Source organism: Streptomyces fumanus, from assembly GCF_014655295.1.
Taxonomy (GTDB): domain Bacteria; phylum Actinomycetota; class Actinomycetes; order Streptomycetales; family Streptomycetaceae; genus Streptomyces; species Streptomyces fumanus.
In genome coordinates this window covers 402,867-418,145 of the sequence record NZ_BNBI01000004.1, presented here as the reverse complement: position 1 = coordinate 418,145, position 15,279 = coordinate 402,867, and the positions used below count along the sequence as shown (strand labels likewise).

The 15,279-nt window shown below is 71.2% G+C and carries 8 protein-coding genes and 1 pseudogene; 3 read left to right on the top strand and 6 right to left on the bottom strand.

From position 1 onward, the window contains the following. Window positions 1-53 precede the first annotated feature (53 nt). On the top strand, window positions 54-1,796 hold the full coding sequence (locus tag IE316_RS11275) for an endo-1,4-beta-xylanase (protein ID WP_190204077.1): 1,743 nt from the start codon (window positions 54-56) through the stop codon (window positions 1,794-1,796). Between the two features lie 62 nt (window positions 1,797-1,858). Here the strand turns inward: IE316_RS11275 and IE316_RS11270 are convergent, their stop codons facing one another. After that, the gene (locus IE316_RS11270; RefSeq protein ID WP_190204076.1) at window positions 1,859-3,139 is read right to left on the bottom strand and encodes a hypothetical protein; all 1,281 of its coding nucleotides are present in this window, start codon (window positions 3,137-3,139) and stop codon (window positions 1,859-1,861) included. A 287-nt stretch (window positions 3,140-3,426) separates the two neighbouring features. After that, window positions 3,427-3,735, bottom strand: a pseudogene (locus IE316_RS36195) (hypothetical protein); the annotation flags it as partial. Window positions 3,736-4,247: 512 nt separating this feature from the next. Between IE316_RS36195 and IE316_RS11260 the strand changes: the two are divergent. Next, window positions 4,248-11,201, top strand: coding sequence for a type I polyketide synthase (locus tag IE316_RS11260; RefSeq protein WP_190204075.1), 6,954 nt, complete (start codon window positions 4,248-4,250; stop codon window positions 11,199-11,201). Between the two features lie 189 nt (window positions 11,202-11,390). Here the strand turns inward: IE316_RS11260 and IE316_RS11255 are convergent, their stop codons facing one another. From IE316_RS11255 to lipP1, 4 genes are all read right to left on the bottom strand, one after another. Beyond that, a complete protein-coding gene (locus IE316_RS11255; protein WP_190204074.1) occupies window positions 11,391-11,660 on the bottom strand; it encodes a hypothetical protein in 270 nt (89 codons plus the stop codon). A 325-nt stretch (window positions 11,661-11,985) separates the two neighbouring features. Continuing rightward, complete coding sequence (locus IE316_RS11250) at window positions 11,986-12,546, bottom strand: phosphatase PAP2 family protein (RefSeq protein WP_308438911.1); 561 nt, start codon at window positions 12,544-12,546, stop codon at window positions 11,986-11,988. 312 nt (window positions 12,547-12,858) lie between these two features. Continuing rightward, window positions 12,859-13,059 (bottom strand): type II toxin-antitoxin system VapB family antitoxin, encoded by a 201-nt coding sequence (locus IE316_RS11245; RefSeq protein WP_190204072.1) that lies wholly within the window; start codon window positions 13,057-13,059, stop codon window positions 12,859-12,861. A gap of 200 nt (window positions 13,060-13,259) precedes the next feature. Then, window positions 13,260-14,354, bottom strand: a complete 1,095-nt coding sequence (lipP1, locus tag IE316_RS11240) for a LipP1 family hormone-sensitive lipase (protein WP_190204071.1) — start codon at window positions 14,352-14,354, stop codon at window positions 13,260-13,262. A gap of 105 nt (window positions 14,355-14,459) precedes the next feature. On the opposite strand from lipP1, the gene IE316_RS11235 reads away from it, so the two are divergent. After that, complete coding sequence (locus IE316_RS11235) at window positions 14,460-15,119, top strand: TetR/AcrR family transcriptional regulator (RefSeq protein WP_190204070.1); 660 nt, start codon at window positions 14,460-14,462, stop codon at window positions 15,117-15,119. The last annotated feature ends 160 nt before the right edge of the window (window positions 15,120-15,279 follow it).

Genomic DNA, 15,279 nt, shown 5'->3' with positions numbered 1-15,279 from the left:
GGTTCCGAGACGTTGATCTCGTCTTCGTCTTGAGCAAGGGAGTGGGAGGGGCCGTGGGCCTTGGTGGGGGGACGTGGCAGCGGCTGACCGCCGTGGTGCTCGTCATGGCGGTGGCCGCCGGGTGCACGGGGCAGGGCGAAGGCGCGGGAGGCGGAGACGACGAAGACCTGCTGCGCCACCACGACTGGACGCGGATGCCGGGCACCACCGCGCGGAACGGCGTCCTGCGGGTCAGCGCACTGGACCGGCACATCGTGGAGCAGGACTCCTCCGGCGGCCGGCCCAACCCCCCGCTGAACCTGGCCGGCCCGCATCTCAGGTCCGATGGCGACTTCACCGTCACCGCGCGCATGTCCGGTGTGGGTGACGGTGGCGGCGACTCATGGCTGCGGCTGTACGGCCGGGTACCGGTCATCTACGACGAGTGGCGGCAGGAGCGGCCCTCACTCCGCGTCGGCGTGACCGCTGACGGACAAGTGAAGGTACAGATATGGGACGGCGAGGGCGATGACCCGGCCACCTCCAAGGTTCTCGATTGCGGCTGCTCCGGGACGGTGACGCTCGCCGTGTCGAGCATCGGTGACACCTTCCGTGTGACAGCCGACGGGCGGCGGCTGGGAACCGTGCGGGACCCGGGGGTATTCGCCGAGGGCACTGTCTGGTTCGGTCTGGAAGCGGACGCGGGCGAAGACGAACGCCGCGAAGGGTGGCGTCTGACGCAGTTGACCGCGCGGGCGGAGAGCGGTGACTCGCTCCGTGTGAGCAAGGCGCCGCGGCTGCGCCAGGAGCAGTCCGACGACTCGCTGCGTGCGCGGGCCGCGGACGTGGGGCGGCCGTTCGACGTCGGCACCGCCCTGGCCGAGAACCCGCTGCTCACCGATTCACGCTACCGGGCGCTCGCGGGGAGCCAGTTCTCCATGCTCACTCCGGAGAACGCGTTCAAACCACAGTTCCTCCACCCGCGCCGGGGCGTCTACGACTTCCGCGACGCGGACCTGCTCGTACGCTTCGCCCGCGCGAACGGCATGAAGGTGCACGCGCACACCCTCGTCTGGCACGAGGCCCTGCCCACCTGGATGCGGGAGGACGACGACCCCGAGCAGGTACGCCGGACCATGCTCCGGCACATCGCCACGGTCGCCGGGCACTTCAAGGGAAAGGTCGCGGAATGGGATGTGGTCAACGAGCCCATGTCCGACGACGAGAAGAGCTACACCAACGGCGATCTCGGTCTGCGCTCCGAGCAGAGCCCGTGGTTCGAGGCCATGGGCGAGGAGTACATCGACGAGGCGTTCAGGGCCGCCCACCGGGCCGACCCGACGGCACGGCTGTTCCTCAACGAGTACGGGGTCGAGGAGGAAGGCGAGCGGTGGGACGCCCTTTACGAGCTGGTCGGGCGGCTCAAGGAACGCGGCGTACCGATCGACGGCGTCGGTTTCCAGAACCATGAGTACGCACCCGGCGACCGCGTCGACCCGGAGACCTTCCGCGGCCATCTGCGGGATCTGGCGGAACTCGGGGTCCAGGCGCGGGTGTCGGAGATGGACGTCCCCATAGGTGAGGACGAGGAGGACGGACGGCGGATCCAGGCGGACGAGATGGCGGGCAAGCTGCGGGTCTGCCTGGAGGAGCCGAACTGCACATCGTTCTCCACCTGGGGGTTCACCGACCGGTACGGTTCCACCGCCGACACCGGGACCTATCCCCCGCGCACGGCCGATTCCCTGCCGTGGGACGCGGCCCTGCGGCCGAAGCCGGCCTACGAGCGCCTGCTCGAAACCCTCGACGAGGCGTGAGGAACGAGGGTGCGGTCACTCGGTTCGGTGTCGCTGGCAGTGAGTCCCGGCGCCGCCCGCGCCTACGGCCGTACGGCGTACACGTACCGGCTGTAGGGAGCCCTGGGGTCGTCCGGGCCCACGTCGTTCGCGTACTCCCCCAGCGTCCACAGCGCTCCGGAACCGCTGCCGTCGTAGCTCAGGTCCTCGCAGCCGATGTTCAGCCGGGACCTGTGCCGGACGGTCGCGCCCGAGGTGCTCCTCCAGGTGCGCAGCGCACCGGCCCTGCGGGAGCCGTTGCTGGTCGTCAGGTAGTAGGTGGAGCCGACCTTGACGGCTCCCTGGGTGCGCACGCCCCGCGGTACCGAGGCGGCCCACTCCGCCCGTGGCCGCAGACCGCCCGCCGGCAGGAAGGGCCAGCGGACCAGCCGGGGGGCGCCGGTTGTGGCGTACTCGCTGACGAGCAGGCCGGGACCGCTGGCCGTGCGGTCCACGGAGAGCTGGGAGAAGGTCAGGTCCCGTGCGGTGCCGCTCCAGTTGTAGCCGTAGATCTGCGGCAGGACGTACTCGTAGCGGTGAGCGTGGAACGTCTTCCCGTCCGGCTGCCGACCGATGCCGGGCCCCCGGGTGACCTTGAAGAACCTCCGCAGGTCGAAGACCCTGATCCCCACCCGCATGCTGCCCGTCGCCAGATAGCCGCTGTCGGCGACGTACAGGTGGTCGCCGTACCAGGCGATGCCGCCGGCGTGGATGTCCGTGGCGCCGATGTCGTCCCGCAGTTCGTCCTGGTCGTCCCGTTCCGTGAACGGCTCGACCAGCAGGACGTGGCGGTAGGTGATCGCGCCGGTCGGCGACCAGTTGACGACGGTGAGCCGGGCGCCCTGGTCGCGTGCGCTGCCACGGGCGTACCACGACACGAGCAGTGTTCTGGCGGGGCTCGTGCCGTCCCCGTCGTAGTCCTGGGTGATGCCCTGCGGCCGCCAGCGCTCGTCCGTGAAGTCGTCCGCGTCCCACCGGAACGAGTGGCCGGCCAGACGCCGCTGCGGCGGCACGTCGAAGCGGTACGGCCGGCCCGGATCGCCGGACGGGGTGGGCCACCGAGTGACGCGGTCCGCGGTCCGGTTGGCCGCCGCCGCCACTGCCGCGAGCGGTACGGCCGGCCCGAGGTCGGGCGCGAGGCGCCGCATCACTCCTTCGTAGGGGTACTGGGGTGCGAACAGCGGATGGTCGCGGCCCGTGAGCCGGTATCCCGACGTCGGCAGCGGCGCCGCGTGCGCGGCCGCGGGAACCACCAGTCCGCCCGCGAGGCCCGCCAGTGGGGCCGCGGCCATGCCCTTGAGCAACGTTCTGCGTGATGTGTCCATGCGGAGAGAAGGTAGGGCCGGCGGCCGCACAGCGGCACCTCTCATCCTGTCCGGGACAGCCCACCCCCTCGCTACCAGCCAGGATGCCGGTGTCCCGGACAGACACCGGCCGGCCCGGACACGCGAGAGGACGGCCCCGAGGACCGCGCGGCCCTGACGAGCGCTCGCAGCATCGCGGCGCCCGTTCCCACCGCCGCGAGGTGCAGGACCGCCGCGAGCGGGAGGTTCTCCGGCAGGTCCGCATCGGCCGGTCGCGCGACCGCCAGGTACAAGGTGAACGGCAGCTTGAGAACGGCGTACGGCAACACCGGGACGAGGAACCCCGTTCCCACCCAGGCGCAGAAAGTCAGCGGCGCTCCTGGTAGGCGCATCCCCCACGGCCGCACCAGCGCGAGTGCTACCGAGATCCTGATGCCTGCCGTACCGATCGTGGCGCTGTTCAGCACCACCCACTCCGCCATGCCGAACCCGGTCCCGACCGGCAGCAGCCCCAGGAGCGAACCGACCACCCACGACACCTTGATCAGCGGGTAGGGCGTGAGCGCCAGTGCCGCCCCGTACGCCGCGACCCGTCCGACCCGATCCCACCGGTCCACCTGCCCCCCGTTCAAGCAACGGAGTACTGCTGCGGCTCTCTCTCCCCCCCCGATGCGCTCCAGACCCGGTGAACCAATGCACGACCGACTTCGTCTAGACGGGCGAGACGCGCAGACGCTGTGGTGCGGGTGCGCTCTTACGGTCAAGCTGCAATCCGTTCGTAGAGGTAGATATGCCCCTTTCCGTAATTCTGCTCCTCGTTGTCGCAGCCGTCACGGTCGCTGTGTACCGGTTGGTGCGGCGCCGACTCACCAACGGCGCCGCGTTGGGAGCGGCGGCCGGCGCTCTGGGACTCCAGCTCCTCGGCCTCTGGGTCGTGGCCGAGCTCACCTTCGCCAACATGGGCTGAGTCCGCCCGTGTCGGGGTGCCACAACGGTGAACCGCTCGGAAGCGGGACACGTTGACAAGGGTGTCCCCCCTGCCGCCGCCGAAGAAGTGAGGCCCTCCCAGTAGAGATCGAACCCGGGTAACCGTCGGAGATCCGCGTGCGCGGACCTGGTGGAAGATTCTATGAATTCATCTGACGTTCCCTCGCCCGAACCGGCTCTCCTCCCGCCGCTGGCGATCATCGGTATCGGCTGCCGGTATCCCGGTGGTGTCCACGATCCACGGAGTTTCTGGGAGCTGCTGGCCACCGGCCGGGACGCCATCGTCGACATCCCGGCCGACCGGTGGCACGCCGAGTCCTTCTACGACCCGGACCCGGCGACACCGGCCAGGATGTTCGTCCGGCAGGGCGGGTTCCTGACCGACCCGATCGACCGCTTCGACGCCGCCTTCTTCGGCATCTCGCCGCGGGAGGCCGCCGCGCTCGACCCGCAGCAGCGGCTGCTGCTGGAGGTCACGTGGGAGGCGCTGGAGAACGCGGGGATCCCGCCTTCCCGTACGGCCGGGAACCGGGTCGGGACCTACATCGGCGGCTTCACCTTCGACGCGGCGATGCTGCACCTGTCCGAGGCCAACCGCCAACTGATCGGCCCGGCCACACCGACCGGGGTGAGCATGACCATGCTGGCCGCCCGGCTGGCGTACTTCTTCGACTGGCGCGGACCGGCGCTGACCATGGACACCGCCTGCTCGTCGTCACTGGTCGCGTTCCACCAGGCGTGTGTCGCGCTCACCCGCGGTGAGTGCGACCTGGCGGTGGCCGGCGGGGTCAACGTGATGGGCGTGCCCGCGACGACGACCCTCATGGCCAAGGGCCAGTTCCTGTCGCCCGACAGCCGCTGCAAGTCGTTCGACCACCGGGCCGACGGGTACGTCCGCAGCGAAGGCGCCGGACTGGTCGTCCTCAAGCCACTGGCTGCCGCGTTGCGTGACGGCGACCGCGTCCACGCGGTGGTCCGTGGCACCGCGGTGAACCAGGACGGCCGCACCCCGGGCATCCAGGTGCCCAGCGGCGAAGCGCAGCGGGCGGTGATCCGCCAGGCGTGCCGCGTCGGTGGCGTCGATCCCTTGTCGGTGCGGTATTTCGAGGCGCACGGCACGGGCACCGCCGTCGGCGATCCGATCGAGGCCACCGCGATCGGGGACGTACTGAACGGATCCGACCGGACGCACCTGATCGGCTCGGTGAAGTCGAACATCGGTCACACCGAGGCGGCGGCCGGGGTGGCCGGCGTCATCAAGGCCACGCTCTGCCTGCACCACGGGGCCGTTCCGCCGAACCTGCACTTCGAGCGGCCGAACCCGAAGATCCCCTTCGACCGGCTGCCACTGCGGGTGCCCACCGAGCTCACGCCCTTCCCCGAGCAGGACGGTCCCCGCCGGGCGGGTGTCAACTCCTTCGGCGTCGGCGGCACCAACGCCCATGCCGTGCTGGAACACGCCCCCGGACAGATGGCCGAGGACACCGACCCCGATGACGGCTCGCCGCGGGTGCTGCCGCTGTCCGCCCGGAGCCCGGAGGCGTTGCAGGCGCTGGCCGAGGCGTACGCGTCCCTGATGGACCAGCCAAATGCCCCCGCACTGCGTCGGACGGCCCGGGCCGCTGCCCGCAACCGCGAACACCATCCCGTCCGGACGTTCGTGGTCGCCGCCGATCCGGCCGAGGCGGCGGGGAAGCTGCGCCTGGTGGCTAACGCCCGACGCCGTGACCGGTGCGACGAGCTGGCGTTCGTCTACACCGGCATGGGGCCGCAGTGGTGGGGCATGGGGCGTGAGCTGCTCCTCCACGACCCACGATTCGCGGCGGTGGTCGCCGAGTGCGACGAGATCCTCGCCTCCTTCGGACTGTCGATCACCGAGGAACTGCTCCGGTCGGAAGCCGAGTCCCGGCTCACCGAAACGCTGTACGCGCAGGTGGCGAACTTCGTCGTGCAGACCGGACTGACCGCGATCTGGCGCGACTGGGGCATCGAGCCGACGATGATCGTCGGTCACAGCGTCGGCGAGGTGGCCGCCGCCTACGCCGCCGGCGTGTACACACTGCAGGACGCGCTGACGATCAGCGTCCAGCGCGCGAGTCTGCAGGCCGGCCTGGCCGGCCTCGGTGTCATGGCCGCCGTCGACCTGTCCGCCGACGCGGTGGGGCCCCATCTGGTCGACGGCGTGAGCATCGCGGCGATCAACAGTGCCAACGCGACGACACTGGCCGGCGACCAGGAGGCGATGGACCAGGTGGCGGCGGCTCTGCGAGCGGTGGGGGCCTCGGTCCGTCCGCTGCGCGTCGAAGTCGCCTATCACAGCCACCAGATGGACCGGATACACGAACCGCTGCTCGCGGCTCTGCACGGTATCCGACCGCGTACGGCGACGATCCCCCTGTTCTCCACGGTGCTCGGCGACCGGGTCGACGGAACCGGGATGGACGCCGACTACTGGTGGCGCAACGTCCGGCAACCGGTGCGCTTCGCCGACGCACTGCACAAGCTGCTGGCCCGGTCCCCGGGCGCGATCATGGAGATCGGACCGCACCCGGTACTGGCCGCGTCGATCGACGAAGCACTGACCGAACGCGGCAGCGACGCCGTACGGCTGGCCGCCCAGTTGCGCGGCCGGCCGCAGCGGCGGCAACTCGGCGAAGCACTCGGTGGCCTGTACGCGGCCGGGGTGGACCCGGACTGGGAACGAGTGCATCCCGGCCCGCGTGAACACCTCGACCTGCCGCTGTATCCCTGGCAGCGCGAGCGCCACTGGGTCGAGTCGACGGCCTCCCGCCAGGCCCGGCTCGGCGTCGACGGCCCCCGGCTGGCCGGGCGGCCGACCGGCGCGACCAACCTGGTCCGTGACGTCGAACTGTCGCCCGCCGCGTTCCCGTACCTCGTCGACCACCGCATCGGGTCGACGGCGGTCTTCCCCGGCACCGGTTACCTGGAGGCGGCGCTCGCGCTGTTCCCCGACGAGGAACCGTGTGTGCTCACCGACGTCGTCTTCCCCCACCCGCTGGCCCTCGCCCCGCAGGCCATCGCCACCTTGCGTTCGGGCTACGACCCGGAGCAGCGTCTGATCACCCTGCACAGCCGTGACCGGGACGACGCGGAGTGGACGTTGCACACCCAGGCCCGCCACCCGGACGTCGTACGGCCACGCCCACCGCGGCGGCAGACCAGCACGCTGGAGCGACTCACGCGTTCGCTGCCGGAACTCGGCCGCGACGAGATCTACCGGTTGCTGCGCGACCGGACCGAGCTGGACTACGGCCCGGCGTTCCGCAGGATCAGCCGGCTGTGGTTCCGAGCGGAGACCGGGGAGGTCTTCGCCGAACTGGACATCGCCTCCTTGGACCGCCGGGGATACCGGCTGCACCCGGCCGCCCTCGACGCCTCGCTGCACGCCATGCTCGTCGGCGCACTGGCGATCGACGACAGCATCCGCCGCACCTACATACCGGCCCGACTGGCGGAACTCCGCTTCCACCGCGTCCTGGGCCGCCGGCTGTGGCTGCACGGGCGAGGCCGGCTCGACACCGCCGCCGGACAGTTCGACTGCGATGTGACGCTCTACACCGACGACGGCGAGGTGGCCGCCGAAGTGATCGGACTGCGGTCGCGGGCCCTGCCCGACGACCGGACCGAGCAGCCGCTGCGATCGGAAGACCTGTACTACGAACACGTCTGGCGACCGGAACCGGCCGAACGCGGCAGCGCCGAGGGAACCTGGGTCGTCATCGGCTCACGACCAGAGGCGGCCGATCTGGTGCGCGCGCTCCGGGAGGACGGCGGCGACGTCCTGCACCTGCTGTCGCCCGAGTACGACGGGATCGACCCGACGTGCCGTGGCGTGGTCTACTTCAACGATCCCAAGACCCCCGGCAGCGCTGCCTGCACGGCCGTCGCGCACCCGCTGCGACTGGTGCAGAATCTGCCGCCGGTGCCGCTGTTCATCATCACCTCCGGCGCCCAGAGCGTCACGGCCGACGACGCCACCACCGATCCGTTCGCGGCGGCGCTGTGGGGATTCGGCCGGGTCGTCGACGCCGAGTACCCGCAGTTGCGGTGCCGGCTGATCGACCTGGACTCGCCGGCCGGCATCGACGCGCTCGTCGCCGAACTGACCAGGGAGGACGGGGAAGAGGTGGCTCTGCGCGGCGGGGTCCGCCACGTCCGCCGGATCGAACACGCCGATGCCCGGTCCGAGCTGCACCATATGACCGTGCCGACCGAACGGGTCCCGGTACGGCTGGTCGCCCGCGACACGGGTGCGGGGGGACTCGGCTTCACCGCGATCGACCGGCGGGCCCCGGAACCGACCGAGGTCGAGATCGAGGTCTCCCATGTCGGCCTCAACTTCAAGGACGTCCTCAAGGTCACCGGACTGCTCACCGCCGAGGCGATGGAGGGCAGCTACTCGCAGGAGACCCTGGGCATGGAGTGCTCGGGCACCGTCGTGCGGGTCGGCGCCGCCGTGTCGGACCTGAAGGCCGGGGACGAGGTCTTCGCACACGGCCGGGACCTGTTCCGCTCGCACGTCACCCTGGACCAGGTCCGAGTGGCCCGCAGGCCGGACACGATGTCCCTGGCCCAGGCGGCGTCGCTGTTCCCGGCGATCACCGCGTACCAGGCGGTGGTGCGGCTGGCCGGCGTGCGGCCGGGAGAGCGCGTGCTGGTGCACGCGGGGACCGGCGGTGTCGGCCTGGCGGCGGTCCGGATCGCACGGTCGCTGAGGGCCGAGGTGTACGCGACGGCGGGCAGTGCGGAGCGCCGGGACTTCCTGCGCGCCGAAGGCGTCGCCGGGGTCGCCGATTCCCGGTCCACCTCCTTCGCCGACGACATCCTGGCGCTGACCGGCGGTGAGGGCGTCGATGTCGTGATCAATTCGCTGTCCGGCGAGTTCCTGCACCGGAGCCTGGACCTGCTGCGGCCGTTCGGCCGGTTCGTCGAGGTGGGCAAGACCGACATCGCCGCCGGCCGGTCACTGCGGCTGGCGCCGTTCCAGCGCGGACTCTCCTTCCACGCCTTCGACTACGACCAGATGATGCGACTGCGGCCGGAGCTGGTCCAGGACGGCATGCGTGCCTTGGCGGACTGCTACGACCAGCGCCTGTTCGACCCGCTGCCGGTCACCGAGGTACCGGCCGGGCAGGTGGAGAACGCGGTCCGGGCGATGGCGCACGGCGGACACATCGGCAAGATCGTGGTGCGCTTCACCGGCGAGACCGTGCGCGTGCCGGCCAGTTCGGTGTCCACCCCACTGATCGACACCGACGGCACCTACGTGATCACCGGCGGCCTCGGCGGACTGGGCCTGGCCTCGGCCCGATGGCTGGCCGGCCACGGGGCCGCGCATCTCGTACTCGTCGGGCGGCGGGGCATCGCCACCGACGAGGTCAGGCGGGCGGTCACCGAGCTGGAGGAGCGGGGCGTGGAGGTCCGTGTCGAGCGGGCCGACGTGGTCGATCGCCGACGGGTCAGGGAGGTCCTGGACCAGGTCCGGGCCACCATGCCACCGATCAAGGGCGTCTTCCACACCGCGGCGGACTTCGACGACGCGCTGCTGTCCGATCTGGACGCCGACAGGTTGATCACGGCGACCGGACCGAAGGCCGACGGGGCGTGGAACCTCCACCTGGAGACCCGGGCGGACCAGCTCGACCACTTCGTGCTGTTCTCCTCGTTCGCCTCGCAGCTCGGATCGGCGATCACCGGCGCCTACGCCACGGCCAACGAATTCCTCAACGCCCTCGCGCGCTACCGGCACGGCCGAGGGCTGGCCGCCACCAGCGTGAACTGGGGCATGGTCGACGAGGTCGGGGCGGCGGCCAGCCGGAGCTCGGTCGAGAACGTGCTGCGGATCAACGGCCATCTGGGCATCCCGCCGACGCGGGTGATGGCCGAGCTGGAGACCTTGCTGCGCACCGGCACCGTGGAGGGCTCCGTGGCGGGCATCGACTGGCGGCGCTGGGCCCAGGCCAATCCCCAGCTCCGTCATCTGCCGCGCTACCAGAACCTGGTGCCGGCCGGAGCGTTGGACAGCGACCAGAGCACGTCGGTACCGCAACTGCTACGGGAGGCCACCCCGGAGGAACGCGTCACCCTGCTGCCCGGCCTCGTCACACCGTTGGTCGAGAAGGTGACCGGTCTGTCCGGGGAGCAGGTCCGGTCGGGACAGTCGGTGGACGTCGACTCGCTGGCGGGCGTCGAGTTGCGGGTGCTGCTGCAGAACGAACTCGGGGTGGCGGTCCCGGCCGTGCGCCTGCAACGGAATCTGACCCTGGACGGGCTGACCGCCATCCTCGCCAACGAGCTGGGCCAGGCGGCGTCCCGGCCCACCCTCTCGCTGACCGACCTCACCACGCACGAGTTCGTCTCGTCGGACGGCCTGACCGTCTACGGCCACCTCAGCCTGCCGGCGGGCCCCGGACCGTTCCCCGCGGTGGTCGTGTGCACCTCCGGTTCCGGTGGGGCACTGGACGACCAGGGCCGCTACGCGCAGATCAGCGAACATGCCCCGCTGCGGGCCGCGGGCTTCGCGGTCTTCACCGTCGACCATCGCGGCACCCCGGGACACGGCCCGGACCACGCCGCCCGGCTGGAGATGGGCGGCCGGGACGTCGACGATGTCCTGGCGGCTGCCCGCTATCTCGCCGCCATGCCGGAGATCGACGCGTCCCGGGTCAGCATCACCGGCACCAGCAGGGGTGCGTACGCCGCCCTGCTGGCGGTGGCCCGCGAGCCAGCGCTGTGGCAGCGGGCCGTGCTGATCATGGGGCTCTACCGGCCCGCCCCGGACACGGTGCTGCCGGTCGATCCCGGCATCGAGCCGGCGGACCTTCGCTCTTACTTCGCCGACCCGGCCCGGCAACCGCTGCGGGCACTGGCCGGGGTGAGCACGCCCCTGTTGCTGATCCACGGCGATATCGACGAAGTGGTGCCCGTTGCCCAGGCCCAGGAGGTCGCCGACCACGCCGAGCACGCGCGACTGGTGACCGTGGCCGGACTGGGGCACGACAACGAGTACACCAGCGAACTCTGGACCGACCTGTGGCCCCGGATCACCGGCTTCCTCGACCACGGCGAGGCGTGATCAGCCGTCGATCAGGACCGAGGCCCGCCCCTCGGTGCTCGGCGGGTGATCGCGATCGGTGCCTGCGTCCGGCCGTACACGCCGACGGATCGCGCCGGGCTTCGGCCATCGTGTCGAGGTCGGCCGGCGAAGCCGCCAGACGGTCCGGAGCGATGCCGCGCGGAGGCCGGGCCCGGTGCTCGCGTCGGGTCAGCTACCGGTGGCGGTGACGCCGAACATCAGCGTGCGGCGCGAGACGTCGTAATGCACTGTCCCGGTGTTCACCAACAGGTCCTGCAGCACGTCGGCGTCCTCGGCGTCCACGGTGAGCACCTCTTCCCAGGCACCCTCGTCCAGGACGAGCTGCAGGGTGAACGTGCCGCGCCTCCCGGGTTCCCCGGCCACCCAACTGAACTGGTAGTGGCTGAGCTGACGCACCTTGATGCTGTCGTCGGTGAGTGGCTGCTGGACCTTCGGCATGGAGGAGATGCCTTCCTGTGTGTTCCGCGTGAGGGCACACCGGCCGTTGCCGCCGGTGCGGCACGTACCCGGCAGGTGCTCGGGCCGACGGAGTGACGGCCCGCGGGTTCCGCAAGCCTTGGAACCCGTACGCGGACATGGTGCGGCCCAGCGCCGTGTGAGCCGTCGCGCCCCCGCCATGCGAGGCCGCAGACCACCCGGACGCAGTCACGAACCCGGCCGGGGGTCCCGGCGCCGGAACCGGGGCTGCGGGCCGTCCGGCCCCATGAGCGGGCACCTACGGTACTGGATCCGCTAAAACCGTACGCCCTGCTCGGCGGGGGCCTCATCCGCGGCCGGACGGGTGCACCACGCGGACGGCCTCGCGCAGTGGCCGCTTCAGACGGCGGCCCGCGATCAGACGCGGGGCGCGGCGGGTGAGCCAGGCACCGGCCAGGCCGACCACGGCGCCAGCCGCGACATCGCTGGGGTAGTGGGCTCCGCTCTGTACGCGTTCGACGGCCACCAGGGCAGCCGGCACCGCGCACAGGGCACCGGCCGCCGGCCAGGTGAGGGCCACCGCGGCGGTGAAAGCGGTGGCGGCGGCGGTGTGCCCGGAAGGGAAGGAGGAGGAGTCGGGACGGTCCTCGGTCTCGTCGTGCGGGAACCACTGCTCGGGAGGCCGGGGGCGGTCGGCCAGTTGCTTGCACACACCGTTGGCCATGAGCTGTGCCGCCACTACAGCGGTCAGGCCCGCGGCGGCGGCCTTGCGGCCGCGCCAGCCGCCCGTCAAGGCCATCACCACGGCCGCGCCGCACCACAACTTGGTGCCCTCCGCCGCCTCCTCCACTGCCGACAGCGTCCGGTGGAGGGCGGGCGGGGTACTGGCAGCCAGCCGCTTGGACACGCTCCGGTCTGTCTCACGAATCGCTGTCAGCACGGTCATGACCTGCGAGTATCCCGCCGGTCAACACTCATGCCCGGCCGTGCCACACACTCGGCGAACCGGGCGGCGGTCTCGGCCTTGGGCTTCCCCGAGCCCTCGGGAAGGCCCGGCCCCGCAACCGCGCGGGCGCTCGCCGCGCAACCGGGCACCGTAACCGTGTCGCTTCGGCTCCGCCTTCGCGCCAGGGCTGTCCCGTGGCTCCCCGTTCGCCGTCTGCCCCGGCGGACTCCTGGATGCGTCGCCTGGCGGTTCGAGCGGCAGCTCGGGCGGGGCTCAGCCTTGCGGCTCCTGCGGCTTGACGTCGAGCTCGCGCAGGTTCTGGTCCTTGAGCTCGGTGCGGGCCTCCGTGCGGTGGCCACGGGCGATGTAGTCCCGCACGATCGCCTCGATCGCGTCCTGGGGCGAACCGATCCCCGCCAGCACCATTACTTCCACTACGAGTTCGGCGTCGAGACTGATATTGACCTTGGCCACCGTGCCCCCCTCATCGCGCCACGTCCGCACTCTAGCTGTTCACGGTTCCGTAGCTTGCGCATTCGGCCTCAGTGAAGGCCCCGAGTGCGACGATGGTTGCCGCGTACTGGCGCACACACCTCACCCTGCACGGGCGACACGAAGGCGATCCGCCTCCCTCCGCGGCCGGGCCGCGACCGCGAGCCGAGCGGGGCGTGTGTCTATGAGCTGACGGGTGAGGTGTCGCCGGTCACCGTCGGCGGCACGGTGGGCCGAGGGATCGTCCGGGCCGGTGCGGGGGCCGACTGGGCACGTTCCTCTGATGCCGGTGTCGTCGACACCGAGGTGGGTGTGCTCACCGTCGGGCCGCCTGCCCCGTGCGCGAAGGCTGCGCCGATGGCGTCGCCGATCTCGTTCAGTACGTCGCGCGCGACCTGGACGTCACGGGTGAAGGACAGGAACGCGTGCGGCACTCCCCGGACCGGGCGGTGCGTCACCGGCACGCCGGCCTCGCGGAGAGCGTCCGCGTACCGGATGCCCTGGTCGCGCAGTGGGTCGTACTCGGCGGTGACGATGAACGCGGCCGGGAGCCCGGTGAGGTCTTCCGCGCGCAACGGAGACACACGGGGGTCGGCGCCCTCGTCGGGGGTGTTCAGGTAGACGCCCCAGAACCACTCGAGCCAAGGCCGTGTCAGCAGGGGTCCGGCAGCGTTGTCGTACATCGACGCGCTGTCGTCGAAGCGGTCGGTCGCGGGATAGGCGAGGGCCTGGAAGGTGACGGCCGGTCCGTTGCGCCGCTTCGCCTCCTGCGCGGTGACGGCGGCGAGGTTGCCTCCCGCGCTCTCCCCGAACAGGGCGATGCGCAGCGGATCGGCGCCGAAGGCACCGGCGTTCCGCTCGACCCACCGCAGCGCGGCGTAGCTGTCTTCGACGGCCCCCGGGAACCGGTGCTCCGGCGCCAGCCGGTAGCCGACCGAGACGACGACGGTCCTCGAGCGTGTCGCGACGACCCTGGCGAAGTGGTCCTGGCTGTCGAGGTCCCCGAACACCCAGCCGCCGCCGTGGAAGAACACGGTCACCGGAGCGGGCGAGCCCGTCGGGATCGTCTCGGGTGTGTAGATGCGGATCGGGACGTCGTGGTCGCCGTTGCGGAAGGCCGTGTCGCGGACCGCACGAACCGGGACGACGTCATCGGCGAACGAGGCGAACGCCCGGCCGGCGGCGCGGTTCTCCGCCACGGTGAGGGTGTTGGCCGCGGGCGACGGGGTCGCGGCCAGGCTGTCGAGCACGGTCTGTATCTGCGGGTCGAGGGCCATGAGCTGCCCCTTTCACGGGCGCTGAAGCGATCTTGGAATGAACGCTCCAACCGTAGGGATCACGAAGTTGGAAAGTCAATTCCAATCTTTGGTAGGGTGACTCCCATGCAGACGCGCAGTGTCGAGACCCGGGTCAAGGCGGCGAGCACGGAGGGCGGCCGTCGTACGCGAGAGCGCATCCTGAAGGCCGCCGCCGAGCTGATGTTCCAGCAGGGGGTCGCCGGCACGAGCATTCCCGACGTGCAGCGCCGGGCTCGGGTGAGCGCCTCGCAGATCTACCACTACTTCGGAGACAAGAAGGGCCTCACGGCGGCGGTGATCGAGTACCAGAGCACCGTGAAGCTCGAACAGCAGCGGCCCCTGCTCGACCACCTCGACAGCATCGAAGCGTTGCGTGAGTGGTGCGAGCGCGCCGCCGTCCGCCTGGACGCGGTGCACTGCGCCGGAGGGTGCGAGATCGGCTCGCTCGCGAGCGAGTTGTCGGACATCGACCCCTCGGCTCGCCTCGGCCTGGCGACGGGGTTCGCCGCGTGGCAGGCGGCGATCGAGTCCGGACTCGCCCGCATGCGCGAGCGCGGCGACCTCGGAGCCGACGAGGACGTCACGGCGCTCGCGGTCGCGCTGCTGGCCGCGATCCAGGGCGGCATGCTCCTGTCGCAGGTGAACCAGGACGCCACCCCGTACCGCCGCGCGGTCACCGTGGTCATCGACCACATCGCGGACCGCGTCGCGGCGGCTCGGGCTTCACGGTCCACCGACCGCTGAACACGGGCCAGTCGGCACCCTTCGACGCGGCGAGCACCCACATCGAGAGTGACTGCTGTTCGCAGTACCGGGTGTCAGCGGAGCCAGAGGATGAGTGCGGCGCGGTGGACTCCGGCGCCGGCTTCGCCCCGGCCCCGCGCCTCGGTCACGCAGAGGGTGC

Coding starts and splice junctions, on each gene's coding strand:
- IE316_RS11270 (WP_190204076.1), bottom strand. CDS start 3,139: ATGGACACATCACGCAGAACGTTGCTCAAGGGCATGGCCGCGGCCCCA.
- IE316_RS11260 (WP_190204075.1), top strand. CDS start 4,248: ATGAATTCATCTGACGTTCCCTCGCCCGAACCGGCTCTCCTCCCGCCG.
- IE316_RS11255 (WP_190204074.1), bottom strand. CDS start 11,660: ATGCCGAAGGTCCAGCAGCCACTCACCGACGACAGCATCAAGGTGCGT.
- lipP1 (WP_190204071.1), bottom strand. CDS start 14,354: ATGGCCCTCGACCCGCAGATACAGACCGTGCTCGACAGCCTGGCCGCG.
- IE316_RS11235 (WP_190204070.1), top strand. CDS start 14,460: ATGCAGACGCGCAGTGTCGAGACCCGGGTCAAGGCGGCGAGCACGGAG.